We start from the raw sequence: 23,227 nt of genomic DNA on the forward strand, positions 1-23,227 counted from the left end.
TGGCTGGCCGGGATCGTGGGGGCCGGCGACGGCGGCGGGCCGGGGGGCTTCGGCGGCGGCGACACCCTGAACGGCTCCAACACCGGCGGCGGCGGGGCCGGCATGGGGGGGGCCGTCTTCAACCTCTTCGGCACGGTCACCATCCTCAACAGCACCCTCTCCCAGAACGTGGCCTCCGGCGGCTCCGGCGGAGGCTCGGCCGACTCCCCTTCGAGCAAGAACGGCCAGTCCGGCTCGGGCTTCGGGGGCGGCGTCTTCAATCTCAACGGCGTCGTGAACGTCGTCAACTCGACCCTGGCGGGCAACGGCGTCGGCTACGCCCTGGGGGCCGGCGCTCCGGGGCAGATGTCGGGCGCGGCGGTCTACTGCATCGCCATGGGCCTGACGCCGGAGGGGGGCCAGGCCGCGGCGACGGTCAACCTCGGCAACAGCATCCTGACCAGCTCGAACCCGGCGGTCCCGGCCGTCGCCTCGTTCCCGGCCTACGGCCCGACCACGATCAACGCGATCGGCCCCAACCTCCTCTCCAACGTCCCGGTCGAGGTCCGCGACGCGGCCGTGAATGACGACCAGGCGGCGACCTACGCCGTGCGGTCCTACCGGGCCTCGGGGGCCGCGGACCTCTTGGCGACGTCCTCCGCGCCACGGTCCTACACGGGCGTCCGGTTCCTCGTGGCCGACCCCCGCCTGGGGGCCCTGGGGACGAACGGCGGCCAGGCCTCGACCCGGGCGCTGCTGCCGAGGAGCCCGGCGATCGGCCGGGGCTCGAACCGCCTGGCAGCGGCCTACGGCCTGGAGACCGACGCCCGCGGGCCCGGCTTCCAACGCCGGGTCGGCCGGAGCGTGGACCTCGGCGCGTTCGAGTTCCACCCCGGTGCAGGCCCGAGGTTCGCGCGCCGGCCGGGGGCGTTGAGATGAGTCCCGCCCGAGCGATACCGGGGGCGACGTCCGGTGTTCCATCTTCGGATCGAGGACCAGGCCGGGGCGAGGGGGGCGAGGCGATGAGCGTTCGACGACGGCTCGGGGCGACCTTGTGGCTGGGGCTGGGGATGATCGCAGGCTCGGGCTCGGCGTCGGCCGAGGAGGGTGCGACGACGACGAAGGGGTTCGTCTACAAGAAGCCGGCGAGCGGGCCGCTCAAGCTGCTGGTGACGTACCCGCCCGGCTGGAAGGCGACCGACGCCCGGCCGGGGGTCGTCTTCTTCTTCGGCGGCGGCTGGGCGGACGGCGACGTGAAGCAATTCGAGGAGCAGGCCGAGCACCTGGCCCGGCGGGGGATGGTCGCGGCGCGGGCGGACTACCGGGTGAAGTCGCGGCAGGGGGTCTCGCCCGAGGCCTGCGTCGAGGACGCCAAGAGCGCCGTGAGGTGGCTCCGGGCCCACGCGAAGGAGCAGGGGATCGACCCGAGCCGGATCGTCGCGGCCGGCGGCTCGGCGGGGGGGCACATCGCCGCCTGCGCCGCGTTCACGCCGGGGCTGGACGCGGCCGGCGAGGACCCGGCGGTCTCCTCCAAGCCCGACGCCCTGGTCCTGTTCAACCCGGTCCTCCGGTTCCAGGGGGTCCCGAAGTTGATGCAGCGGATCGGCGGCGACGCCAAGCTGGGGAGGGCGATCTCGCCCGTCCTCCACGTTGGCAAGGGCGCCCCGCCGGCCCTGATCCTCTTCGGGACCGACGACCCCCTGGCCCCGATGGGGGACGAGTACGTCGCCAAGGCGAAGGCCGCCGGGGCCGTCGCCGAGCTGTTCACCGCCGAAGGGGTCGGCCACGGCTTCTTCAACCGGCCCCCCTGGAAGCAGAAGACCACGGCCCGGATGGACGCCTTCCTGACCTCGATCGGCTACCTGCCGAAGCCCGGCTGAGGACGCAAACCCTTCCCCCCTGGCGGGGGAAGGTGGCCCGCAGGGCCGGATGAGGGGGGGACGAGCGAGACGGCCGACGGGGTTCCAGCGGGGCTCGACGAGGCCGACCGTCGTGCGGGCAGGGCTCCGAATTCCGAGGCTCCCCGCGGGCGTCCCCCCCTCATCGGACCGCTGCGCGGTTTGTCTTCCCCCGCCACGGGGGAAGACCAGCACGAGCGCCGGCGGTGTCGCCGCGACCGCCCGCCGTCGCCCCTGGGATTCGGCCGGGCTTTCGCCTACAATGAATCCACGCGTCCCGAGGCGCGTCCCACCTGGCCGAGGCGACGGAAGCAAGAGAGGCGAGAGGCACCCACCGGGCATGGATCGGCTGCAGATCCTCTGTTTCGCCGGGACGTACGGGCTGGCGCTGGCGGTCGAGCTGGCCCGGCTCTTCGTGCGCAGCGAGCTGCGGTGGCACCTGGGGGTCGGCCTGACGTTCCTGGGCTGGTGCGTGCAGACGCTCTACCTGGCCAACATCGCCTGGTCGGGCCGGACGCCCCTGCCGGTGACCTCGGCGTTCGAGTCGGTCATGGTGCTGTCGTGGGTCGTGGCCCTGATCGGGCTCTACCTGATGGTCCAGTGGCCGCGCAAGGTGGCCGTGGGCTTCTTCACGCTCCCCCTGGTCCTGGGCCTGATCCTGGGCGCCGCCTGGTTCGTCCCCCGGGCGGCCGAGGGCCGCGACTGGGAAGGGGCGACCGCCTTCTGGGGGACCGTCCACGGGATCTTCCTGCTGGCCGGGGCCGTCTGCGCGTCGCTGGCGTTCGCCGCGGGGCTCATGTACCTGGCCCAGATGCGCCGGCTGAAGTCCAAGCAGACGCGGAACTTCGGATTCTCGCTGCCGAGCCTGGAGCAGTCCGAGCGGGTGAACCGTGGGGCCATCGTGGCGGCCTTCCCGCTCTTGACGGCCGGGCTCCTGATCGGGGCGTTGCTCAGCGCGGTGGAGCTTCGCAAAGGGGGGGGCGGGCCCCACGCGGGGGTCCCCTGGTACGACCCCAAGGTGCTGAGCGCGTTCGGGATGTGGCTGGTGTTCGCGGGGCTCCTGCACGCCCGGTTCCGGCCGTCGATGCGGGGACGGACGGTGATGATGCTGACGATCGCGGCGTTCGCCTTCCTGGTCTTCACCTGGGTCGGGGTCGAGGCCCTCCGCCTCCCCACGGCCCACGGCGCGCCTCGGACGGCGGGAGGCCCGCCGTGAGGCTCCTCGCCCTCGGGGTCGACCACCGCTCCGCGCCGGCGACGGTCCGCGAGGCCCTGGCGTTCGGCGACGATCGCCTGGGCGCGGGCCTGCACGCGCTCCGGGACGCCTTCCCCGGCAACGAGTTCGTGGTCCTCTCGACCTGCAACCGGGTGGAGGTCTACGCTGCGGGCCCGGCCGGCGACATCCCCGGGGTCGACGCCCTGACGGCGTTCCTGGCCGACTTCCACGGCCTCAACCCCGAGACGATCGCCGGCCACCTGGTCGGCTACCACGACGAGGCGGTCGTCGGCCACCTCTTCCGGGTCGCCGCCAGCCTGGAGAGCCTCGTCCTGGGCGAGGGCCAGATCCTCGGCCAGGTCCGCGAGGCCTACCGGGCGGCCGTCGACCGCCAGGGGGCCGGGCCGGTCTTCCACACGGTCTTCCAGAACGCCCTCCGCGTCGGCAAGCTCGTCCGCGAGAAGACCGGCATGGACCAGGGGAAGCTCTCGGTCGCCAGCGTGGCCGTGGACCTCGCCCGCGAGGTCTTCGACACCTTCGCCGACAAGACCGTGCTGGTCATCGGCGCGGGCAAGATGGGGGATTTGACCCTCCAGCACCTCAAGAACCTGAGCCCCGGCCGCATCCTGATCGTCAACCGGAACCCCGAACGCGCCCAGGCCGCCGCCGAGAAATGGCGCGGCGAGCCCGTCCCGTTCGACCGGCTGAACCAGGCCCTGATCGAGGCCGACCTGGTCATCAGCACCACGGCCGCCGCCGAGCCGGTGGTGAACTACGACCAGTACGTCCGCGTCCAGCGGGCCCGCCGCAACCGCCTGGCCCTGATCCTGGACATCGCCATCCCGCGCGACTTCGACCCCCGGATCGGCGACCTCGACCAGGTGACCCTGTACCACGTCGACGACCTGCGGGCCCAGGCCGAGCAGAACCTGTCGCGGCGTCGCAAGGGGGTCGACCCGGCCCTCCTGATCATCGAGCGCGAGACCGCCGCCTGCTACGCGGCCGTCCGCCAGCAGCAGGACGCCGGGGCGCTCCTGCGGCAGCTCGGCGACCGGGCCGACCAGATCCGCCGCCGCGAGCTGGACCACCTGTTCCAGAACCTCCCCCAGCTCTCCGACGCCGACCGCGAGGCCATCGCCCACATGGCCGCCCGGCTCCAGAACCAGTTCCTCCACCACCCCCGCGCCGCCGTCCGCTCCGCCGCCGCCGAGGCCGCCGCCGCCCCCGAAGCCCCCCACCCCATCCTCTCCGCCGTCCGCCACCTCTTCGGCCTCGCCGACCCCCCGGCCCCGAGCAGCCTCAAGAAGATCACCTGAGCCGCCCGCCGGAAATCGGCTTCGATTGGGTTCGTTCGCGCGCGGACCTCGCCCCATATTCCGATCGCAAATCCTGGCAATACAACGTCTTGCGTCCACCGCGAAAATTGGCTTCGTTCGGCGCGATTCGACACGCTCGGCATGCCCGGCGGGGCATCCTTGAGAGGCTCGTGGCCGGGTGCTACGGCTTCGGGGAGCTTGCGGATCATTGCCGGGTGCCTCCCGAGCCGTCGCCGGTCTTCCCGGCCGGTCCGCAGACTCACGGAACTCGTGGCATCCGAAGATCGTCTCGCGCCCCCGGTGGGATTGCGTGAGGACCGTCCAGTTCGAGGTTGCGGCGACGTCCCGATCGATGCCGGAGGCCCTCGCCTCGCCACCCGTCGGGATTGGCTTCGATTGGGTTCGTTCGCGCGCGGCATTGCAGCCCATTATCCCTCCCCAACCGAATACATTATAAGGACTTAAATCGCCTCGGAAAATTGGCTTCGTTTGGCGTGCATCGTTTGTCCCACGCGCTTTGCCATGACCCGACCGAGGGCGAAGTCTCGGGACGACCGAGCGTTGGTTGTCACAGTCTTTCCCGAAACGAGCATCTCGATTGTCAGTGTCGGAGAAGATACGAGACTCGAACGAGGTGTAAATCATGACGCGAATGGAAGGGGCCTTGAGAGGATTCGTGGTGCTGCCGATCGTGGTCGCGGTCCTCGGGGCCGTGCTCGGTTGCGTCGGGGGCTGGGCGCCGTGTCACGGGGTGCCGTATTCGGCCGGCGGGGCCGTTTTCGGGCTCGCGACCTTCGGGGGGATCTTCGGCCCTCCCGCGGCCGTCCTCGGGGGAAGCCTCGGGGCGGTCTTCGCGCCAGGCTGGCGACAGCTGAGCGTCGGCGAACTGATGGCCGCGATCGCGGGCTTGGGGGCGACCCTCGGCCTGTTCATGATCTGGGCCGCCTTCGGCCTGAGCCGGTAAGTCCGCCCGGCCCCCCCCTTTGATCTACGAAGGAACGTCCATGACGCGCATTCAAGGTGCGATCCAGGGCCTGGCGGCGGCGCCGCTGGCCGTCACGATGCTCGGGGCCGTCCTCGGCTTCGTCGGGGGCTGGGCCCCGTGTCGCGGCGTGCCCTACACGCTCATCGGGGCCCAGTTCGGGATGATCGCCTTCGGCGGCTACCTCGCGCCCCCCGCCGGCCTCCTCGGGGCCGCCTTCGGCGCGGCGATCACCCCGGCCGTCAAGGGCCTGAGCTTCGGCCAGTTGGCGATCGTCCTCGCGGCCGACATGGTGATCCTGAGCCTGATCGTCACATGGACGGTCTTCGGGTTCGTCTGATCCCAAGGCCCGGCTCCAGCCCGTTTCTTGCCGAATTGCCAAAGATTAGAGCGCAACGCCCCATCCTGACAATGCGCCATCATGGGGCGTTGCGGAAACCCGGCTCGCGGATCCGAGAGTCGGGGTCCGGGGGATCCTCGCGGCCGCCGCTACCACAAGCCGCTCCGCGAGATCAGCCACGAGGCGTCGCCGGACCGGACCAACCACTGGTAGCCCGCGCCGCCTTGCGAGAACGGCTCGACCAGCCCGGCCACCTGGTCCCAACCCGATTGCGAAAGCACGCATTCGAACCCGGCGTCGCGAAGTCGGATCACGCCCCGATCCCCGGGCCCGACCCGGAGGACCAGCCGGCACCCGTCGACCGCCTCGACCCCGGGCCACTCGTGGACGGCGATCGTCTCCCGCTCGCCCGAAGCGAGCGCCCCCAGGGCCGTCAACATCCCGGCCGCTTCCTCGGGACGGAAGTCGAACACCCGGACCAGGGGGCAGTCGTCCGAGCCGTCGGGGAGGAACTCCAGCTTCACGCGGGCCTCCAGTCAGTCTAGCACCGCCCACCCTTCGGTTCGGTCGCGGCGGGCCATGCCCACCGGACCCGGCTCGTGTGGGCTCCCTTAGCCCCGGAACGCCCACCAAGGCTTCCGCTTCCGTTTCGGCCCGTTCAGCCGCGACTCGATCAAGCCCGCAAGCGTCTCCGGGTCGCGGTACCCGATGACCGAAATCGGTGGATGCCCCGAGACGAGCAGCCCGAGGGCAGGAATGTTCATGAAGCCGCACTGCTGACACAGTTCGCGGTTCTCTTCAAGGTCGGTGTTGCAGGAGACGAACACGACGCGACCGGCGAACCTGCCGGAGATGCCCTGGATGCTGCGGTCCATCGCCGGGTCATGCCCGTTCCAGGGCGCCCAGAAGTGAATGGCGACCGCCGGGTGTTGCTGCATGAGGTCCTCGACCTGGAGGCCCCGTACCTCGGGCGTCGAGGGCCTCCAGCCGGGGATGGGGCGGGGAAATTCCATCGCACTCGCGACCTCAAGTCCCGATTCGTCGATCCGGCCGATCGGGCGTAACGGGATCTCCGCATCACGACCGACCGAGCCGTTCGACCAGGAGTTACGGATGCCTTGATGATCCCGGGTGGGGCGGGAGCCGCCATGACGCCGGGTCAGGCGGGGTCCTGTGACATCCCTAAGGCGCGAAGCCACTCGTCGCCGAAGACAAGCCAACCACCGACGTGCATCACGAGCGTGGCGACCGCGTACCACAGGGCGCCGTTCAGGGCGAGCCAGCCCAGACCTTTCCAGCGTCGGGTCCAGACGACGTACCCCGGGACCAGGAGGCCGGCCCCGAGGAAGAACCACGGCCTGGAGAGGAGGGGGATGGGATGGCGACGCCCGCGGGCGTCGACGATCGCCCACCACCCGAGCGCGAGGGCCGCCGCGACGTGGAGCACGACGTCCATCCTCGACGGTTCCCAGAAGTGGATGCTCCTCACGCCCCAGGCGACGGCGAGCGTATAGAGGGCGACGAGCAACCCGAGAGTATGGCGGGAAGCCCGCCCCGCGGGGGGCGTGGGCGTCGCTGGTTCATCCGGCGTGGCCGATCCCGCCATCACGCTTCCCGCCGCCTGACCTGCGAAGTGGATGAACGAAAGGGCGTGATCGAAACAGGCCCTCGATCCCCATCATCCCGCCCGGCCCCCGCGAAGTCCAGGTCGGACCTTCCCGAAGCCGATTCGCGTCGGAACCGCCCGCCTCGACCGGATCGAATGCGGCGGGCGGCGCCCACCCTGCTGGACCGAAAATCCATCCGGCGAGGGCGGCCGCGTGATCGTCGAAGCCGACGGCTTCGACCGTCAGACGAGCCGCTCGACCCGGCGGTCGCTCCGCAACCCGGCCGGTCGGCGAGGGGCGGCGGCGGATTGGGACGAATGCCGATGCGATCGGCGCGTCAGGCGCCCGACTTGGCGTGGCCCGCGAGGAGCTGCATCTCCCAGGCGAAGGCGACGCCGGTGGCGCCGCCGTGGGCGACGAGGATCTCCGCGACGGCGGCGGCGGTCTTCTCGCGCGCCCAGTCCCGCTGCCATTCGCACATGACGGCCAACCAGGTCATCGGGATCGCGCCGGCCTGGGCCATGCGGCGGACGGCCATGTCGTGGGCCTCGGCCGAGACGCCGCCCGACGCGTCGGTGACGATGTACACGTCGTACCCCTCGCCCAGCGCCTGGATCGTCGGCATGGCGAGGCAGACCTCGGACCAGAGCGCCGCCAGGATGAGCTGCTTGCGGCCGCTCTTCTTCACGACGTCGGTGACGTTCGGGTCTTCCCAGGTGTTGATGAAGGTGCGGTCGATCGGCTGCTGCTCGGGGAAGACGTCCTGCAGTCCCTTGATCAGATAACCGCCGCGGTCCTGGATCACCGTCGTGAGGATCGTCGGCACGTCGAACGCCTTCGCCGCCTTGGCGAGCCCGATGACGTTGTTGACGATCATCGTCGGTTCATGGCTGTGCAGGTTGGTGAACTGGAACGGCTGGTGGTCGATGAGCACCAGGATGCTGTCCGCGGGGCGCAGCAGCGCGTCGAGGCCGGTCTTGGGCATGGTCGCTCCTTGTGGGGATCGAGGTTGTTCGCTTGCGGGATCGAGGGAGCCGTGGAGGGCGCGGATGGGGCCGCCCTCGAAGCGGGCGACGTCCGCACCGGCGACGGCGACCGGAACGTCGGGCGGGCCGGCTCGTGCAGCACCCGGCCGGCGGCAGGCCGCTCGGGGATCGTCGCGATGCGCCGGCCTGATCGCGCTCGTTGGAGGGCGCGAGGTTCGCCCGCATCGGACGATCGCGGTCGATGGTCGGTCGATCGCTCATCGTCCTCGTCACGGACCAGGGGGGTGAACTCGCCTGGCTGGTGAGAAGGAACGATACCCTCCCGCGTCCGGGAAGTCCCTGTTCGATCCTGCTATCCGCAGTCCGAAATCGTCATGGATTCGCGCTCAGCGTTTCCGGTCGTTTCGCCACGCCGCCGGCGTCGCGCCGGTGAATTTCCGAAACGTCCGCCCGAAGTGGACCGCGTCGGCGAAGCCGGTGGCCTCGGCCACCTGGTCGAGAGTGGAGCGATTGTCGAGCAGCAGGGCCTGGGCGCGTCGGATGCGTGCGTCGAGCTGCCAGCGATAGGGGGCCATCCCGGTGGAGGCCCGGAACGCCCGGCTGAAGTGCGACTGCGACAGGTCCACCAGCGCCGCCAAATCCGCGAGGTCGACGCGCCTCGGAAGGTGCGCGTCCAGATACTCGACGACCCGCCGCAGTTGCCACGGCGCGAGGCCGTCGCCCCGCCTGGGGCTTCGGCCCGTCGGGCCGGCGAAGAGCCGCGCCGCGATCGCGGCGGTCAGCCCGTCGCCGTAGAGTTGCGCCGACGGGTCGGGGTCGTTCACGGCGTCGGCGAGCAGCCGGACCAGGGTCCAGAGGCGATCGTCGGAAAAGCGGAGCCGGGGGGTGGCGGTCGCGGCGGCGTCGAAATCGGTGCCCAGCCGCTCGCCCAGCGTCGCGAGATCGAAGGTCAGTGTGGCGTCCTTCACGAAGCGGATGTCGTCGCTGAAGCCCCACGACTCATGGCCGGCCGGTGCGAAGTGCATGTGCCTGGGCGTGTAGGCGATCGCGCAGGGCTTATCCTCGCGCAGGCGCGGTTCGCAGCGCCCGCCCACCTCCTCCAGCACGACGCTGAGGCGGGTCTCGGTCTCGTGGGGCAGGCGATGAACGACCCGCCCCGCACAGTGGAAGTCGGTGACGTCGACGCCCACACCGTTCCAGGCGCGTCGCGACGCTGAGAGTCTCGTCACGTTCTCGGGCAGGGGGATCACGCCGTCGACGCGGGAATCGGGGCCGCCGATCGGCGGGATGGGATCACGCGACATTTCGAAAGCCTCCTCGCCTGGAGTTTACCCGAGGAGGCAAGAGGTCGGACGGAGTGGCTTTCGACTCTCGCGATGGGCGATCGGCCGTGGTCGGCTCGATCCGGCTCCATTTCGGCGAGTACGGAGGCAGGTGATTCCGATGGATGCCCGCGTCGGCCGGGGTGTTCGTGCTACTTGGTAGCTCTTATCAGCTTGAACATCGGCTCCGTCCTCCAGACCTCCTGGCGGGTCAGGTCGAACCATTCGTGCGTCAGCTCAAACTTGTCGACCAGGGTCAGCGTGTGACGCCACTTCCCACGCTCGCCGAATGTTAGCGTCTTGAAGTCGTCGGACAGGGATGCGGCTTGCATCTTTTCAGGCGGATCGCCCGATCGGTATACGTTCAATCCTGTGCCGCTGACCACGATCCAGTAGCCCGTATCGTTCTCCCAGTGCCCGACCCAGGTTTCGCGATCGAACGGCCCTGCATCCCAGGGGGTGCCGGGCGTGAACGTCTTCTCGCCGCGAATCCGGGCGGTCGCCTCGGCCGCCAGTTCCGGGTACTGGGCGCGGTTCTCGTAGGTCGGCCGATACTGGGCGTTCAGGCCCCTCCACGCCTTCAGGACGCGGTCCGGTTGATCGCCCTCGAGCTGCTCGATGGAAGCTTCGATCAACCCCTTCGTCGCGAGCCCGAAATCCGCGTTCTACTGGAGCATCGCGAGGGCGGCCCACAGGCCCGACGCCGTAACGGTCACGACCGCCATCGAGGCGATCCCGAGCGATATCCTCATCCCGCGGCCGCAGCGGAACTCGGACGCCAGCCACGCAATGGGGAGTCCCATGACGGCTAGGATCAGGGCACCCCCGAAGAAGGTCATGGCGGCTTGATCTCAAATGTTCGGCGATCCCGTCGACCTGGACGTAGGCCGACCCGACCGGGACGATGGCGGTCACCACTCTTGCCTGACACTCCGGGCGGAACCGGGCCCCGATGATATGCTCGCATCCGACGACCACCCCGTGCCAGTGGTCCTCCCGGCTTGCCGCCTTCATCCCTTGCGAGCGACGGCGCCCGACCGTCAAAGCCACCGTCGCCACCAGGACCGGCGGCGGTAATACGCCTCGGCCGCGGCGTCGAATCGCTCGGCGAGGGTCAGGAACTCGTCGCCCCAGCCGCTGCTCAGGCTCACCTCCTGGATCGGCCCGGTCGGGGCGAAGAGGACGCAGAGCGTGAGCCGAGAAGGGACTCGCCCGAGTTCCAGCGCCGCGATCATTCCGTCGATCTCTCGCAAGGCCGCCTCGGCGTCCGACCACGAGGACCAGTCGAAGTTGGCGTCGGGCCGCGCAAGCCACATCCTGGCATCCAGGAGGACGTCTCGCAACTCGCCGCTCGCGGCGTCCATCCGTCCGTCTCCTGGGCGTGCCGCCCGTCAGTTCGAAGCGGGTCGCCTCGCTGCGAAATGCGGTAAGGTGGGCACCGCCCACCTCTTCGTTTCGGTCGTGGTGGGCAATGCCCACCCTACCCGGCTCACCTCCTGGATCGGCCCGGTCGGGGCGAACACCACGGACGTCGTGAGCCGCGACGGGCCCCGCCCACGATCCAGCGACGCGACGCTTCGCCAGGTCCTGAAATAATCAGGGACGGCCCCCGAAAGACTCACCGTAACGTGACCGGAGCCACGGAGGTTACGATGAGCCCGCTATTCGCCGCGACGACCCATTCGGACCTCTCGCAACACTACATCGGCTGGGGCACGCTGTCGCTGATCAACGCCGGCCTGGCGCAGTCCAAGGGTCACAGCGGCCTGGCCTGGTGGCTGATCTCGCTCCTGCTCGGCCCGGTGGCCACCTTCATCATCGTCGTCTTCCTTCAACCGCCGTCGACGCCGCCCGGCCCTCCGAGCATCCCGTCCCAGGGTCTTCCGGACAAGCCGCCGGTCGATCCGGACATGTCCGATCCGCTGGCCTGAGCCCGAAAGGGGCGACGGACGACGGCTCGGGTCGTCGTGAGGTCTCCCAGCCCCGGCGAAGCCTCGTGGATGAGGGGGCTTCGGGCTCCCTGGACCTTCCGCGACTTCGTTGATGCTCTGCAGCCAGTCCGAGCAGCCGTTCGGCCGTGGCCTGTCTTGCCTCTTCCGCGACCCCCGGCCGTCGAGCCGCACGAATCTCCTCGCCCCAAAGCGCACGCCGCCAGGCCCGCCGCTCGTCCGCGTGGCTCGGGCGGCGCGGCGGCGAGTCCCGGGGAGAGTCGGAGCGGTCCACCGACTCGCTCGCCGGGCGGCTCCAGGCCCAGGCGTCGGTCATCGTGAGCGTCCCCGGGCTGACGCGGAAGGCCCTGTCGCTCGCCCGGAGGGACCGCACCTGCCAGGCAACTCCGATATTTAGAAGAAAGAATTCGACCGAGCTGATCCGGCCCATTACCCTGGCTCGGAACGCCGCAGTCCCGGCGTCCGACCCGACCCGATTTCGCATCAAGCGGGGCTCATTGTTGGTTCCCCGCACACCCCGCACACGGGAGGTAGCGATGGCGAGCAGGAGCAGAGCGAACGTCGGCCTTACCTTCGGCAGGCGGCTGACCTATTCGAGCAGTCGAAAGGTCGAATACGAGCGGGCCGGCGACCAGAGGGCGTTCCAGATCGGGTTCGTACCGGGCCTCGCTGCGGGCGTCGGGACCCCCGGCTACGACGGAGTGGCCAACACCCAGTCCCCGACGCGGTCGCGCAACTACTCCGCGGTGATCCCGGCCAGCGGCCAGAATGTGGACGTGACGTTCTTCGTGGACGGTGATTGCCAGCAGGGATCGGGCACGAACACCGTCCTCGTGCTGATCGTGAACGACCAGCACAGCGTGACCCATTTCGCCGAGGGCGAAGAATTCACTCCGGTTTCGTTCCGGTTCCGTGCCGAGGCGGTGGAGGATATCCGGCTGACCTTCATACTCATCGCGCAGCGCGACTCCGCTCATCGCGACGCCACGGCCGTGATCGTGGTCAACAGGATCGGCGTGGACGCTGCGTGGCCGGGGCCGGGGACCGATCCGGCCTGAGCCGGAGCACTCCGGCGTTCCGGACGGCCCGCCTGCGATGGGCGCTCGCCCTGTCCGTGAACGCCGGCTCCGCTCGGGGACTCTGGCTGGTCTGGTCGACCGCCATCGTCCCGCCGCCCAGGATCACGCGACGCGCATGAAGTCCCGGAAGGTGCGGGGTCCGTCGGCGGCCCGCAAACGGGATCGGCGCGCCGCGTGATCGCGGCGCGCGCTTCGCATGGTCGGAAACGGGTAGGATGGGGCTTTGGCCACCGCGACCGAGGGGGGAGACGATGTTCGAGCAAGAGGCCTCGGCTACAGTCGGCGACAAGGTCGGCTGGCGGTTCGAAGACACGTACGCGCGGCTGCCGGAGGTCCTGTTCGTGCCGACGGCGCCGGCCCCGGTGAAGGCCCCGCGGGTGGCGGTGCTCAACCACGGGCTGGCGGGGGAACTCGGGCTGGACCTGGAGGCGATCTCGGAGGAGGCCGCCGCGCGGCTGTTCGCGGGGCAGGACGTGCCCGCCGGGGCGAGGCCGATCGCGCAGGCGTACGCCGGGCACCAGTACGGGCACTTCACCATGCTCGGCGACGGCCGGGCGATCCTGCTGGGGGAGCACCGCGACCCGTCGGGACGGCTGGTCGACGTCCAGTTCAAGGGGTCGGGGCGGACGCGGTACTCGCGCGGGGGGGACGGGCTGGCCGTCCTCGGGCCGATGCTCCGCGAGCACATCATCAGCGAGGCGATGGCCGCTCTGGGCGTCCCTACCACGCGGAGCCTGGCGGTGGTGGCCACCGGCGACGTGGTGTATCGCGAGACCCCGCGCCAGGGGGCGATCCTCACCCGCACGGCCGCCAGCCACATCCGGGTCGGCACGTTCCAGTTCGCGGCGGGGATCGGCGAGCCGGACGTCCTGCGGGCGCTCGCCGACTACGCGATCGAACGCCACGACCCGGAGCTGGCGGACGCGCCCGACAAGTACCGGGCCTTCCTGAGCGCCGCGGTCGACCGCCAGGCCGCGCTCATCGCGCGCTGGCAGAACGTCGGGTTCCTTCATGGGGTGATGAACACCGATAACATGGCGGTCTCCGGCGAGACGATCGACTACGGCCCCTGCGCGTTCATGAACGCCTACGACCCGCGCACCGTCTTCAGCTCGATCGACCGCGGCGGCCGGTACGCGTATGAGAACCAGCCGGGCATTGCCCAGTGGAACCTCGCCCGGCTCGCCGAGGCCCTGCTGCCGCTGCTCGACCCCGACCAGCAGAAGGCGATCGCGATCGCCACCGAGGTCCTGGAGGAATTCCCCGAGCGGTTCGAAAGCTACTGGCTGGCCGGGATGCGGAAGAAGCTGGGACTCCAGACGGCGGAACTCGGCGACCTCGACCTGGTCCGGTCGCTGCTCGACTGGATGCACACGATGGGCGCCGATTTCACGAACACGTTCCGCGACCTGGCGTCCGACGAGCCCCCGGCCGGCGACCGCTTCCAGGACCCGGAGTTCCTGGCCTGGCACGCGCGCTGGCGGGAACGCCTGGGCCGCGAAGGCGACCGAGCCGAGGCCTTCGCCCTGATGCGGAGCGTCAACCCGGCCGTCGTCCCGCGCAACCACCGCGTCGAGGAGGCCCTCGCCGCCGCCGAGCAGGGCGACGACCTTTCCGTGATGCACGACCTGCTCGCCGCGCTCGCGTCCCCCTTCGAGGACCGGCCCGAGCACGCCAAGTACCGCGAGCCCCCCGCCGACGATCGCGGCTATCGGACCTTCTGCGGGACCTGACGCGGCCGCGGGACGGCCCGGAAGCGATCCGGCGACCGCTCCCGTCCCTGGACCGTCGAGGGGCTCGGATCGGGTGCCACGGGTTCCTTGAGCCCGTGGAATCGGCGTCGGATCGGTCCCGGGCCGTCGCTGGGATCCCGAGCCGGTCCCCGGGTTCTTTGAACCCGTGGCACCCGGAGGATTTCCGCGAAATCCGGGGGACTTTCCGCGGAGTCTCGGGATCCGGACGAATCTCCCCAATATCCAGCCGCGTCGAGCGAAGCCTCCGAGCGAGCGACGCCAAAGCGGACGTCGCCGCCCGAGGAGGTGATCCCGATGACGGGCCGCGACTTCTTCTTCCTGTGGATCGGCCTGATGGTGGGGGGTGCCGTCCACCGGAGCGCTGCGTCGACCGGGGAGAAGCGGCCGGCTTCGGACTCCGCCGAACAGTCCAGGGCGCTCCGGGCGTTCCTCCTCACCGTCTTCGCCGTCCTTGCGATCATTTACGCGATCTTGCTGGCGGGGTTCGACCTCTACATCCTCTACCGGATGATCATCGGTCGCGACCGGTGGGAACCGAGCCTCTTCCTGATCATCCCAGGGATGGCGGCGGCCTCGGCCTTCCTCGGCTGGCTCGGGATCCGGCTCCTTCGGCGCGCGCGGCCGGCTCCGGACGCCGCCGAACAGGCCGACTGGCACCTCCGGGCGCGGGAGGCGGGGGCGGCGACGAGGCGGGCGGCCCTGGACGCCTCCGAACGGACCCGCGGGTTCCGGGCGGCCTTCGTCGCGGTCTTCCCCTTCGCCGCGCTCGTCTACGCGGCCATGCTGGCGGGGATCGCCCTGTTCGCGATCGGTCGGCTGCTCCTCGGCCAGGACCGGTGGGAGCCCGCCCTCTCCCTGATCCTCCCGGTCGTGGCCGTGGCCTCGGCCCTCCTCGCCTGGCTCGGGCTCCGGCTCCTGCGCGGCCGTGACCTGCGAGCCGAGTACGCCCAGGCCTGGGACGACGCCCGGGGGCTCTACGCCCGGACGTTCGACGAGGGGAAGCCGAAGCCGGCCCGGGACGCCGACCTGGATTGAGCCGAGGTCAGCGGCGATCGCCGAAACCTCGCGCGAGGCGACCCACGCCCGCCAGGCTCAGGGATCCGGCGGCCAGCAGGACGGCCCCCTCCGTGACCCGGTCCGCCAGGGTGACATTCGACCGCGCCTGGATCCCGCTGCGGCCGCCCCCCCTGTCCGCGACCTGGATGGCGACGCCGAACAGGAAGACGAGGGCCAGAAAGGCTAGCAGCGCCTGCGCGAACAGGACCATGATGGTGACCCCGAGCGGCCTCCGGCTCATCGGCGGCGATCCTTCCTCGATCCTCGCGCGGATCGGCTGGTCTCGGCGGGAGATGCGACGCGATGGAAGACCACCGGGAGTGGTACGAGAAGGACCGGCTCGCCTGGATCAACCGGCGTTGGGACCAACGGCGCGGGGTCGAGTCGTTCGCTGCTAACCGAGACCTGGTCCTCATCAAGGCCTCGGTCGAAGAGGTCGGGCGGGCCCTGGCCCCGGAGGCGGCCGTCTGGGAGCGCGACGTCCTCGGCCGCGAGATCACCCTGGAGCGGTCCGCATGCTTCCTCTTCCGGCTGCGGGGCCACTCGTGGACGGAGGTCGTCGACTATCACGAGCCCCCCTACTGGGACGAAAGCATCGACGACAAGGACTGGCGGTCGCTCTCGAAGAAGCTGGGCACCCAACTCATCACCTTCGGGATGAGCGACAGCTGCTCCAGCGTCGGGTACACGCTCTGGGCCGACGGCGAACTCCAGGAGAGCTTCTTCGCCGAAGAGGCCTGCGCCGAGGACGAAGACGAGGAGGACGAGGTCGCCGGTCGGCCGGAGCCCGGGGTGAGCCACTTCGTCTCGAAGCGGCGAGCCACGACCCTCGCGGAGATCCGGAACATCTGGGACTTCGCCCACGACTTCCTGGTGGAGCAGGACGCCTTCGATCCTGGCATCGGGTTCGGCTATTTCGTGGGCCAATACTGGCCCGAGCCGGGCCTCCGGGCGCGGGTCGAGAACCCCGGCCTCGGGCTGGGGCTCGGCTCCCACGGGACGGCGACGAGCTTCCCGGACTTCGAACGGATCGACTACATCGACTTCCGCCTTCGGAAAGTCTCGCCTCGCCCGTCGTGATGAGACGATGCGAGGCGGGCCCGTGCGGGGACCGTTCGCGAACAGGCCGGGAGTCCTGCCCACCCCTCCACACCGCCCGGACATTCAACCCATCCCTCCTATCCTATTTATAATATCTGCTCGATCTGTCATGCTGGGAAGCATGGACCCGTCGGATCGGACCGGCGGGCGGGGCCTCATCCGCGGCATCGCGCGCAGCGCGAAGGGTTCCGGGGGGCGAGGGGATCTCGTGGAGACGGGCCGATGATCGCGAGCTTGATGACGCTGACGGTGGCCGCCCTGGTCGGGGCCGTCCCCCCGGAGGCCGCCTGGCTGGGTTCGTTGCCGGCCGACGTGCAGGCGGTGGCCTGGGTGCGGGGGGTGGAGGCGGCGCGCGACGACGTGGCCGCGATGGTCGGGGCGATGGGCCCGGACCTGGACCGGGCGATCCGTCCCGAGCTGGACCGGGCGATCGCGGGCTTCACCGGCCGATTCGGGGCCGCCGCGGCGCGGTCGCCCCTGTTCATCCTGGTCGGCCGCGCCCGCCCGGGGGGCGACGGGATCCCGCCGATCGCGCTGGTGGCCCGGCCCGACGACGTCGAGGGCCTGCGGCGGGCCCTCAGCGGGGGCGAGCCCCAGGCGTCTCCCCGCGACGGCGGCTACGAAGCCCTGGCGGGCGCCGGCGGGACGTCCTACGTCGCCTCGGGCCCAGGGTTCGTCGCGTTCGGCACGGATGAGGAGCTGATCGCGGCCGTCGCGAAGCGGGGCGGGGATTCGCTGGATTCGGTGATGACCGACGACCAGCGCGAGCGGCTCTTCGCCGGCGACGTCGGCCTGTTCGTCAACCTGGCGGCCTTCCGGGTCGGTCGCGGCGAGGAGATCGAGCAGCTGCGGCGGTCCGCGCGGGTCCTGTTCTCGCAGCTCGGCGATGACGGCTTCGCGGAGTGCGCCGCGATCGTCTACGATCGGGTCCACGACGAGCTGATCCAGACGCGCGGGGTCGCCCTCGGGGTGGACTTCCACGCGAACGGCCTCGACGTGGCGGGCGCGACGCGGGCCGTGGCCGGCTCGGACCTGGAGCGTCGGCTCCCCGGCGCCCGGCCCGGCGATCCGGAGGCCCTGGCCACGCTGCCGGTCGGCTCGGCGCACTACCGCTACCTCTCGGGCGAGGCGGACGACGTCTCCTGGATGGAGCGGCTGGTTCTGGCGTTCGTCGGCCGCCGCGTCACCCCGGACGACGCGAAGTTCGCGGAGATCCTGGAGCACTACCGCCGGGCGGGGCACATCGAGCTGATCAACGCGACCACGTCGCGCGGCGGCTTCGGGTGGATCTACCTGCCGACTCCCGAGAACCCCACGGAGATGGTCGCCGCGATGGGGGGCGTGCTGGAGGCGATGAAGGGGGACGCCCGGGGAGGCTTCGGCGCGGACGTCGTCATGGAGCGCGCGGCGGTGGTCCACCGGGGGTTCACGCTGAACCACGCCCGGGTCGCCTTCGACTACGCGAAGCTCGCGGGGGGCGACGCCTCGGCGGCCGCGTCCATGCGTTCGTTCTTCGGCGGCGACTCGATGGACGAGTGGTTCGGCACCGACGGCACGCGCGTCCTCTCGGTCATCGCCCACGACTGGGACGAGGCCCGCGCCCGGATCGACGCCGCCCTGGCGGGCGAGGGCGCGATCGGCGCGACGCCGTCGTACCGGGCCGTGCGATCGCGGCTGCCGGCGCGGGTCAACGACCTGACGCTGATCAGCGTCCGCGAGCTGCTGGGCCTGCCGCCGGATCCCTCCGCCGACCCCGGCTTCATCGGCGTCGCCCTCACCGGCGCCCCCGACGGCCGCGAGTTCCGCATCGCCGTCCCCCGCGAGATCGGCCCGATCGTCGAGCCGTCGCTGGTCCCACTGCTCGAAGGCCTCCTCGCCCCGGCGACGCCGTAACGACGCGCCGATCCGTGAACAGACCATCGCGAATCGTCCTGCTCCCCTCGTCGGAGAAGGCGGCCGGAGGCCGGATGAGGGGGGGACGCGCGCGAGCGCCTTCGGAGGCTCGACCGGGCCGGCCTTCGGTCGAGCCGCCCCGCCCTTCGAACCCTGCGAGCGGGCTTCACGTGCATATCGGCTGATATCTCAAACCCTTCCCCCCTGGCGGGGGAAGGTGGCCCGCAGGGCCGGATGAGGGGGAAGACGAGCGAGAAGGCCGTCGGAGCATCCGGTGGGCTCGGACGTCGTCGCGACCTCGCATCGTCAGCCTGGATGGTCCCCCTCATCGACCGCTTCGCGGTCGTTCCCCCACCGAGGGGGGAAGGGAATTCTTTGATGCGAATCCCAGCGCCCTGACTCCCGGCGGCTGGCGTCACGGGCCCGCCGGGTGCGGCCCGTCGTCGCGCACGGTCCGGACCCATTCCGAGACCGGCCGCGGCGGGTCGTCGAGCAGGCCGCACATCGCGTCGTCGGTCGGCTTCCAGTCGAACACCTGCGGCGGGGCGAAGTCGGTGTCGATGTGCGCGCGGGCCGACCACCAGTACAACTCCCGCAGGACCCGTTCGAACTTCCCCAGCCAGACGTCCCAGCGGTCTTGCTCATAGGGAAAGTCCTTCATCGACAGGCCGAAGTGGATGATCTGGCGGCGGTAGATGCCCCTAGGGTAAGGCGCGGGCAGGGCGAAGATGCCCCTGACCACCCATGGGTGGTCATCCTCCTCGGGCACGGCCGCCAGGGCGTCGCGGTTCAAGTCGTACATCCGCCTGAACCCCTCGCCGACATGCCATGTGGCGCCGACGATCCGACCGTAGATGATCGCCTCGTGTCCCATCGTCGCCCCCCCGCGCGGATGCTCAAGGTCGCGGTTTACTTGCCGCCCCCCTTCTCGCGCTTGCCCTCGATCTCGAACTCCCGAAGCTGGCCGAGGTCCACCGCGCCTTTCCCCTTCAGCTCGTCCCCTTCGACCTTCAGCGTGTAGTCGATGGGGATGTCGTTGTCCTGATACTTCCTCACGGCGGAGAAGGTCAGCTTCCCGTCCTGGAATTTCAGGTCCTTCAGCTTCTCGCCCTTCTGATCGGCCCAGTCCATGGTCCCGGTCATCGCGTCGCCCTCCTTCTTGATCGTCAGGGTGGACGTCCGCGCCTGGCCGCCGATCTCGTAGCTGCACAGCCACTTGCCGACCGGGTCGGCCGCCTTGTCGTCGGCCGCGGCCAGGCCGCACGCCCCGAGGATCACCGCCATCGAGAGAATCGCCTTCATGATCGCCTCCGAGAGGGTGGGCGACGAACGCGGCCCGACGCGGGCCGCCCGTCGCAGGTGGCGATTCTATCCGCGCCAAGGTCGGCGATCACCGAGATACCGGCCGATCATCGGATGCGTCCGTGAGGGCTCACGCGCAATCCTCCGACGAAGCCCGACGCGAGAACCCGTCGGGATCGGGCCGCCGGCGGCTTCTCCGGGGGTCGGCCCCTGGCTCGGGATCGCTCACGGCGGACGAGGGATTCGAACCGACGGACCGGAACGCCCCCCGCGAGGGGCATGCGGGGCCCTCTTCGGAGGGGGTCGGTCGGATCGTGAGGTGATCCGACGACAAATCCGCGCGGGGCATCAACGAAGACTTTCGGCGACGATCGCATGTTTGATAGGATGCCGCCGGCGGTCGCGAGGAGCGTCGTCGGGCCAGGCGACGCGGGACGACCGCCACTCTGCAGAGGAGCTACCGCATGATGCGCCCGCACCGATCGTCGCGACGCCCCGCCCGAAGGCCGGTTCTGGAATCGCTGGAGGGGCGCCGCCTGTTGACGGCCGCCCCGTCGGCGATCGCGAGCCAGCTGGACCCGTCGGGGGGGCCGTACGCCGTCTTCCTGGCGTTCTCGCGGACGGTCGAGGAGTCCGAGGGGGTGATCCAGGTCGCGCTCATGCGCACGGGCGACCTGACGACCGCGGCGACGATCTCCGTCCGCACGGCCCCGGTCACGGCGCTGGAGGGATACGACTTCGTCCCCCTCGACCGGGTGGTGACGTTCGCCGCCGGCGAGGCCGAGGCGACGTTCGATCTCGCCATCGTCGACGACGCGATCTCGGAGCCCCTGGAGAAGCAGCTCCGGCTGGAGCTGTATCGCGGCGAGGAGGACGACCTGGTCGCCACTACGGCGCAGACGGTGACGATCGTCGACGACGAGCCGGGGAGCGCCTCGCGGCTCGTGTTCCACGCCTTCGGCGCCGCCGGGCTCTGGACGTACAACGAGGCGGAAGGCTACCGCAAGATCAACGACGGCTCCCCCGAGGCGATCGTCGCCGCCCCCGGGCGCGGGGCCTACCTGGACTTCGGCCCGGCCGGCCTCTGGTCGTGGGACGCCCTGCGCGGATATTCCCGGCTCAGCCACGTCGACCCGGAGATCATCCTGACGTCGAGCCTCGGCGAGCGGGCCCTGATCGACTTCGGCCACGGCGGGGTCTGGCAGTGGTCGGCCGAAGGGGGCTACGCCAAGGTCCACGACCTGAGCCCGCGCGCGATGTCGGGCTTCCCCGGCAGCGCCGTCTTCGACTACGCCGAGCACGGCCTCTGGACCTGGAACGAGAACACCGGCTGGGCGAAGGTCCGCGACTACGGGCCCGAGCAGATGCTGAACGCCGGGGGCGTCTACTTCCTGGACTACGGGGTCTTCGGCCTCTGGCGGCTCGACGCCGGCGGCGCCGTGGCGCGCGTCCACGAGGGGAACGCCGAGGAGATGACGCTGCTCCCCTATGGGATCCTCGTCGACTTCGGCTCCGCGGGCCTCCGGAAGCTGGGCGACTTCGACGTGTGGTCGCAGGTCAGCTCGCATTCGCCGAGGGCGATGCTCTCGTCCGAGCTGCTGGACTTCGGGGCCGGGGGCTTCTGGCGGCTGGCGGCGGACGGGACCTGGAGCAAGCTCAACACCGTCGCGCCCCGATCGGTCGTCTACGCCGCCCCCGACCTGGTCCACATGGACTACGGCGACGCCGGGCTCTGGACCTGGTCGGCCGCGACGGGCTGGCGGAAGCTCAACCCCGCCCGCGCGACGCTGCTGGGCTTTGCCATGACCGAGCCGATCGTGCGCCTGCCGGGCTGACCGGCGGCCGGGCCCGGCGGCGCCGGGGGTCTTCCCGCCGGGCCGCACGATTCGTTATGATCGCCGACGGCCGGGCCGGCATGGCGTCCGATCGGATGAGGACGCGCCGGGCGGGCCGCCGCACGCCGGGATGGAGCCTCAGCATGATGCGAGTGCAGCAGGGTCGGGCGCGTCGTCGTCGAAACCGCTCGTGGGGCCTGGAGCCGCTGGAGGATCGGCGGCTCCTGACGCAGTATTACTTCCCCGCGGACCCGAATCTGTCGCTGATCGACCTCGAGTCGGGGCCCGCCTTCGTCTCCGAGTCGGCGGGCGAGGCGACGTTCACGGTCGGCCGGAGCGGCGACGTCTCCGGGCCGGCGAGCGTCCGGGTGGAGACGCGTCCGATGCAGGCCGTTCCGGGGTACGACTACGTCCCCCTGGAGACGACGCTGACGTTCGCCCCGGGCGAGACGCGGGCGACGTTCAAGGTGAAGATCCTCGACGACCGGATCGCGGAGCCGACCTACAAGAGCATCCGGGTCGAGTTGAGCGACGCGGTAGGCGCCTACAGCGTGGGGGCCCAGCGGAGCCGGGAGGTGACGATCGCCGACGACGAGCCGGCGAGCGCGTCGCCGCTCACGTACCACGCCTTCGCCGGGGCCGGGCTCTGGACGTACAACGAGGTCGAGGGCTGGCGGAAGATCAACGACGCCACGCCCGAGGCGATCGTCCCGGCCCCGGATCGCGGGGCCGTCCTGGACTTCGGCCCGTCGGGCCTCTGGGCGTTCGACGAGCTGCGCGGGTATCGCAAGCTCAACGACGTGGACCCCCGGGCGATCCTGGGCTCCGCCTGGACGAGCGACCTGCTCGTCGACTTCGGCCACGGCGGCCTCTGGACCTGGAACGAGCGGGAAGGCTACCGCAAGATCAACGACGCGGTCCCCGACGCGATGGCCGGCGACGCCTCGGGCTGGGTGATGCTCGACTTCGGGGCACACGGCCTCTGGTCCTGGTCGAGCGGCGCGGGCTGGGGCCGGATCCGTGACCACGGCCCGGAGGCGATGCTCGTCACCCCGGGGGGGGGCGGGCAGGCCTACCTGGACTACGGCGCGGACGGGCTCTGGGAGTGGCATCCGTCCGGGACCCTCCTGCAGCTCTCCGAGGCCGACCCCGAGACGATGGCCGTGCCCGTCGGCGGCGAGCTGTACGTCGGCTTCGGCCCCTTCGGGCTCTGGAACTGGAGCGCGTACCGCTACAGCTGGAAGAAGGTCAACGACGTCGCCCCGCGCGCGATGGCGACCGACCCCCGCGGCCTGCCGCAGCTCCTCGACGGCACCCCGCCGCCGGCCCTGTTCCTGGACTACGGGGACGACGGCCTCTGGCGGCTGGGGGATTACGGGGCGTGGGACCGACTCAATGACGTCGGGCCCGCGAGCGTCACCTACGCGGGCGTGGACGACCTGCTGCTGAACTACGGGACGGACGGGCTCTGGCGATGGACCCGGAAGGGTGGCTACGCCAGGCTCCGCGACGTCGCGCCGACGGCCTCGGCGGTCGCCTCCTCGGCGGCGATCTTCCGGGGGACGGTCCGCGACTTCCTCGCGGTCTGACCCGGGGCGCGTCGCCGCGCCGG

The 23,227-nt window shown here is 70.7% G+C and carries 25 protein-coding genes; 15 read left to right on the top strand and 10 right to left on the bottom strand.

Annotated features, from left to right (window positions below):
- The 6 genes from G6O68_RS08170 to G6O68_RS08195 form a co-directional block, all read left to right on the top strand.
- On the top strand, window positions 1-918 hold a 918-nt coding region (locus G6O68_RS08170), incomplete at its 5' end, for a choice-of-anchor Q domain-containing protein (RefSeq protein WP_315852128.1).
- Window positions 919-1,001: 83 nt separating this feature from the next.
- Entirely contained in the window at window positions 1,002-1,859 is an 858-nt protein-coding gene (locus G6O68_RS08175; RefSeq protein ID WP_165246517.1) for an alpha/beta hydrolase, read from the top strand.
- 358 nt (window positions 1,860-2,217) lie between these two features.
- Window positions 2,218-3,093 (top strand): cytochrome C assembly family protein, encoded by an 876-nt coding sequence (locus G6O68_RS08180; RefSeq protein ID WP_165246518.1) that lies wholly within the window; start codon window positions 2,218-2,220, stop codon window positions 3,091-3,093.
- Window positions 3,090-4,409 (top strand): glutamyl-tRNA reductase, encoded by a 1,320-nt coding sequence (gene hemA, locus G6O68_RS08185; RefSeq protein ID WP_165246519.1) that lies wholly within the window; start codon window positions 3,090-3,092, stop codon window positions 4,407-4,409. Before G6O68_RS08180 ends, hemA begins: the two co-directional genes overlap by 4 nt.
- 643 nt (window positions 4,410-5,052) lie before the next feature.
- Window positions 5,053-5,373 (top strand): hypothetical protein, encoded by a 321-nt coding sequence (locus tag G6O68_RS08190; protein WP_165246520.1) that lies wholly within the window; start codon window positions 5,053-5,055, stop codon window positions 5,371-5,373.
- A gap of 40 nt (window positions 5,374-5,413) precedes the next feature.
- Window positions 5,414-5,731 carry a hypothetical protein gene (locus tag G6O68_RS08195; protein ID WP_165246521.1) on the top strand — a complete coding sequence of 106 codons (318 nt, stop codon included), beginning with the start codon at window positions 5,414-5,416 and terminating at the stop codon, window positions 5,729-5,731.
- 149 nt (window positions 5,732-5,880) lie between these two features.
- On the opposite strand, the gene G6O68_RS08200 is transcribed toward G6O68_RS08195, so the two are convergent.
- The 6 genes from G6O68_RS08200 to G6O68_RS08225 all read right to left on the bottom strand — a co-directional run bounded on the left by G6O68_RS08200 (window position 5,881) and on the right by G6O68_RS08225 (window position 10,281).
- Entirely contained in the window at window positions 5,881-6,255 is a 375-nt protein-coding gene (locus tag G6O68_RS08200; RefSeq protein WP_165246522.1) for a hypothetical protein, read from the bottom strand.
- A gap of 87 nt (window positions 6,256-6,342) precedes the next feature.
- Window positions 6,343-6,669 (bottom strand): thioredoxin family protein, encoded by a 327-nt coding sequence (locus G6O68_RS08205; protein WP_165246523.1) that lies wholly within the window; start codon window positions 6,667-6,669, stop codon window positions 6,343-6,345.
- A 221-nt stretch (window positions 6,670-6,890) separates the two neighbouring features.
- Window positions 6,891-7,340: a hypothetical protein gene (locus G6O68_RS08210; RefSeq protein ID WP_165246524.1), complete on the bottom strand. Its 450-nt coding sequence runs from the start codon at window positions 7,338-7,340 to the stop codon at window positions 6,891-6,893.
- Window positions 7,341-7,675: 335 nt separating this feature from the next.
- Window positions 7,676-8,323, bottom strand: coding sequence for a hydrolase (locus tag G6O68_RS08215; protein WP_165246525.1), 648 nt, complete (start codon window positions 8,321-8,323; stop codon window positions 7,676-7,678).
- Window positions 8,324-8,710: 387 nt separating this feature from the next.
- Window positions 8,711-9,628: a helix-turn-helix domain-containing protein gene (locus G6O68_RS08220; RefSeq protein WP_165246526.1), complete on the bottom strand. Its 918-nt coding sequence runs from the start codon at window positions 9,626-9,628 to the stop codon at window positions 8,711-8,713.
- 170 nt (window positions 9,629-9,798) lie between these two features.
- On the bottom strand, window positions 9,799-10,281 hold the full coding sequence (locus tag G6O68_RS08225) for a hypothetical protein (protein ID WP_165246527.1): 483 nt from the start codon (window positions 10,279-10,281) through the stop codon (window positions 9,799-9,801).
- Between G6O68_RS08225 and G6O68_RS08230 the strand changes: the two genes are divergently transcribed.
- Window positions 10,265-10,495 (top strand): hypothetical protein, encoded by a 231-nt coding sequence (locus G6O68_RS08230; protein WP_165246528.1) that lies wholly within the window; start codon window positions 10,265-10,267, stop codon window positions 10,493-10,495. The genes G6O68_RS08225 and G6O68_RS08230 overlap by 17 nt on opposite strands.
- 191 nt (window positions 10,496-10,686) lie before the next feature.
- Here the strand turns inward: G6O68_RS08230 and G6O68_RS08235 are convergent, their stop codons facing one another.
- The gene (locus G6O68_RS08235) at window positions 10,687-11,010 is read right to left on the bottom strand and encodes a hypothetical protein (protein ID WP_165246529.1); all 324 of its coding nucleotides are present in this window, start codon (window positions 11,008-11,010) and stop codon (window positions 10,687-10,689) included.
- Window positions 11,011-11,298: 288 nt separating this feature from the next.
- Between G6O68_RS08235 and G6O68_RS08240 the strand changes: the two genes are divergently transcribed.
- The 4 genes from G6O68_RS08240 (at window position 11,299) to G6O68_RS08255 (ending at window position 15,463) form a co-directional block, all read left to right on the top strand.
- Window positions 11,299-11,577, top strand: a complete 279-nt coding sequence (locus tag G6O68_RS08240; protein ID WP_165246514.1) for a hypothetical protein — start codon at window positions 11,299-11,301, stop codon at window positions 11,575-11,577.
- Between the two features lie 554 nt (window positions 11,578-12,131).
- Window positions 12,132-12,653 (top strand): hypothetical protein, encoded by a 522-nt coding sequence (locus G6O68_RS08245; protein ID WP_165246530.1) that lies wholly within the window; start codon window positions 12,132-12,134, stop codon window positions 12,651-12,653.
- Window positions 12,654-12,925: 272 nt separating this feature from the next.
- Window positions 12,926-14,407, top strand: a complete 1,482-nt coding sequence (locus G6O68_RS08250; RefSeq protein ID WP_165246531.1) for a protein adenylyltransferase SelO — start codon at window positions 12,926-12,928, stop codon at window positions 14,405-14,407.
- 315 nt (window positions 14,408-14,722) lie between these two features.
- Window positions 14,723-15,463, top strand: a complete 741-nt coding sequence (locus G6O68_RS08255; RefSeq protein WP_165246532.1) for a hypothetical protein — start codon at window positions 14,723-14,725, stop codon at window positions 15,461-15,463.
- 7 nt (window positions 15,464-15,470) lie between these two features.
- Here G6O68_RS08255 and G6O68_RS08260 read toward each other — a convergent pair whose 3' ends face one another.
- Window positions 15,471-15,725 carry a hypothetical protein gene (locus tag G6O68_RS08260; RefSeq protein ID WP_165246533.1) on the bottom strand — a complete coding sequence of 85 codons (255 nt, stop codon included), beginning with the start codon at window positions 15,723-15,725 and terminating at the stop codon, window positions 15,471-15,473.
- 62 nt (window positions 15,726-15,787) lie between these two features.
- On the opposite strand from G6O68_RS08260, the gene G6O68_RS08265 reads away from it, so the two are divergent.
- Window positions 15,788-16,564: a hypothetical protein gene (locus G6O68_RS08265; RefSeq protein ID WP_165246534.1), complete on the top strand. Its 777-nt coding sequence runs from the start codon at window positions 15,788-15,790 to the stop codon at window positions 16,562-16,564.
- A gap of 243 nt (window positions 16,565-16,807) precedes the next feature.
- Complete coding sequence (locus G6O68_RS08270; RefSeq protein WP_165246535.1) at window positions 16,808-18,478, top strand: hypothetical protein; 1,671 nt, start codon at window positions 16,808-16,810, stop codon at window positions 18,476-18,478.
- Between the two features lie 415 nt (window positions 18,479-18,893).
- Here G6O68_RS08270 and G6O68_RS08275 read toward each other — a convergent pair whose 3' ends face one another.
- A complete protein-coding gene (locus tag G6O68_RS08275; protein ID WP_165246536.1) occupies window positions 18,894-19,352 on the bottom strand; it encodes a hypothetical protein in 459 nt (152 codons plus the stop codon).
- Window positions 19,353-19,387: 35 nt separating this feature from the next.
- Window positions 19,388-19,780: a hypothetical protein gene (locus G6O68_RS08280; protein ID WP_165246537.1), complete on the bottom strand. Its 393-nt coding sequence runs from the start codon at window positions 19,778-19,780 to the stop codon at window positions 19,388-19,390.
- 464 nt (window positions 19,781-20,244) lie between these two features.
- Between G6O68_RS08280 and G6O68_RS08285 the strand changes: the two genes are divergently transcribed.
- Window positions 20,245-21,615 (top strand): Calx-beta domain-containing protein, encoded by a 1,371-nt coding sequence (locus G6O68_RS08285; protein ID WP_165246538.1) that lies wholly within the window; start codon window positions 20,245-20,247, stop codon window positions 21,613-21,615.
- A 143-nt stretch (window positions 21,616-21,758) separates the two neighbouring features.
- Window positions 21,759-23,204: a Calx-beta domain-containing protein gene (locus tag G6O68_RS08290; RefSeq protein ID WP_165246539.1), complete on the top strand. Its 1,446-nt coding sequence runs from the start codon at window positions 21,759-21,761 to the stop codon at window positions 23,202-23,204.
- Window positions 23,205-23,227 lie beyond the last annotated feature (23 nt).

The sequence above is a fragment of the Paludisphaera soli genome, from assembly GCF_011064595.1.
In the GTDB taxonomy this organism is placed as follows: Bacteria; Planctomycetota; Planctomycetia; order Isosphaerales; family Isosphaeraceae; genus Paludisphaera; species Paludisphaera soli.

Excerpts from the sequence above, each read along its gene's own strand:
- G6O68_RS08285 (WP_165246538.1), top strand. The coding sequence starts at position 20,245 with ATGATGCGCCCGCACCGATCGTCGCGACGCCCCGCCCGAAGGCCGGTT.
- G6O68_RS08265 (WP_165246534.1), top strand. The coding sequence starts at position 15,788 with ATGGAAGACCACCGGGAGTGGTACGAGAAGGACCGGCTCGCCTGGATC.
- G6O68_RS08205 (WP_165246523.1), bottom strand. The coding sequence starts at position 6,669 with ATGCAGCAACACCCGGCGGTCGCCATTCACTTCTGGGCGCCCTGGAAC.
- G6O68_RS08175 (WP_165246517.1), top strand. The coding sequence starts at position 1,002 with ATGAGCGTTCGACGACGGCTCGGGGCGACCTTGTGGCTGGGGCTGGGG.
- G6O68_RS08195 (WP_165246521.1), top strand. The coding sequence starts at position 5,414 with ATGACGCGCATTCAAGGTGCGATCCAGGGCCTGGCGGCGGCGCCGCTG.
- G6O68_RS08260 (WP_165246533.1), bottom strand. The coding sequence starts at position 15,725 with ATGAGCCGGAGGCCGCTCGGGGTCACCATCATGGTCCTGTTCGCGCAG.
- G6O68_RS08240 (WP_165246514.1), top strand. The coding sequence starts at position 11,299 with ATGAGCCCGCTATTCGCCGCGACGACCCATTCGGACCTCTCGCAACAC.
- G6O68_RS08235 (WP_165246529.1), bottom strand. The coding sequence starts at position 11,010 with ATGGACGCCGCGAGCGGCGAGTTGCGAGACGTCCTCCTGGATGCCAGG.
- G6O68_RS08270 (WP_165246535.1), top strand. The coding sequence starts at position 16,808 with ATGATCGCGAGCTTGATGACGCTGACGGTGGCCGCCCTGGTCGGGGCC.
- G6O68_RS08215 (WP_165246525.1), bottom strand. The coding sequence starts at position 8,323 with ATGCCCAAGACCGGCCTCGACGCGCTGCTGCGCCCCGCGGACAGCATC.
- G6O68_RS08275 (WP_165246536.1), bottom strand. The coding sequence starts at position 19,352 with ATGGGACACGAGGCGATCATCTACGGTCGGATCGTCGGCGCCACATGG.
- G6O68_RS08255 (WP_165246532.1), top strand. The coding sequence starts at position 14,723 with ATGACGGGCCGCGACTTCTTCTTCCTGTGGATCGGCCTGATGGTGGGG.
- G6O68_RS08250 (WP_165246531.1), top strand. The coding sequence starts at position 12,926 with ATGTTCGAGCAAGAGGCCTCGGCTACAGTCGGCGACAAGGTCGGCTGG.
- G6O68_RS08220 (WP_165246526.1), bottom strand. The coding sequence starts at position 9,628 with ATGTCGCGTGATCCCATCCCGCCGATCGGCGGCCCCGATTCCCGCGTC.
- G6O68_RS08290 (WP_165246539.1), top strand. The coding sequence starts at position 21,759 with ATGATGCGAGTGCAGCAGGGTCGGGCGCGTCGTCGTCGAAACCGCTCG.
- G6O68_RS08230 (WP_165246528.1), top strand. The coding sequence starts at position 10,265 with ATGGAAGCTTCGATCAACCCCTTCGTCGCGAGCCCGAAATCCGCGTTC.
- G6O68_RS08280 (WP_165246537.1), bottom strand. The coding sequence starts at position 19,780 with ATGAAGGCGATTCTCTCGATGGCGGTGATCCTCGGGGCGTGCGGCCTG.
- G6O68_RS08245 (WP_165246530.1), top strand. The coding sequence starts at position 12,132 with ATGGCGAGCAGGAGCAGAGCGAACGTCGGCCTTACCTTCGGCAGGCGG.
- G6O68_RS08180 (WP_165246518.1), top strand. The coding sequence starts at position 2,218 with ATGGATCGGCTGCAGATCCTCTGTTTCGCCGGGACGTACGGGCTGGCG.
- G6O68_RS08190 (WP_165246520.1), top strand. The coding sequence starts at position 5,053 with ATGACGCGAATGGAAGGGGCCTTGAGAGGATTCGTGGTGCTGCCGATC.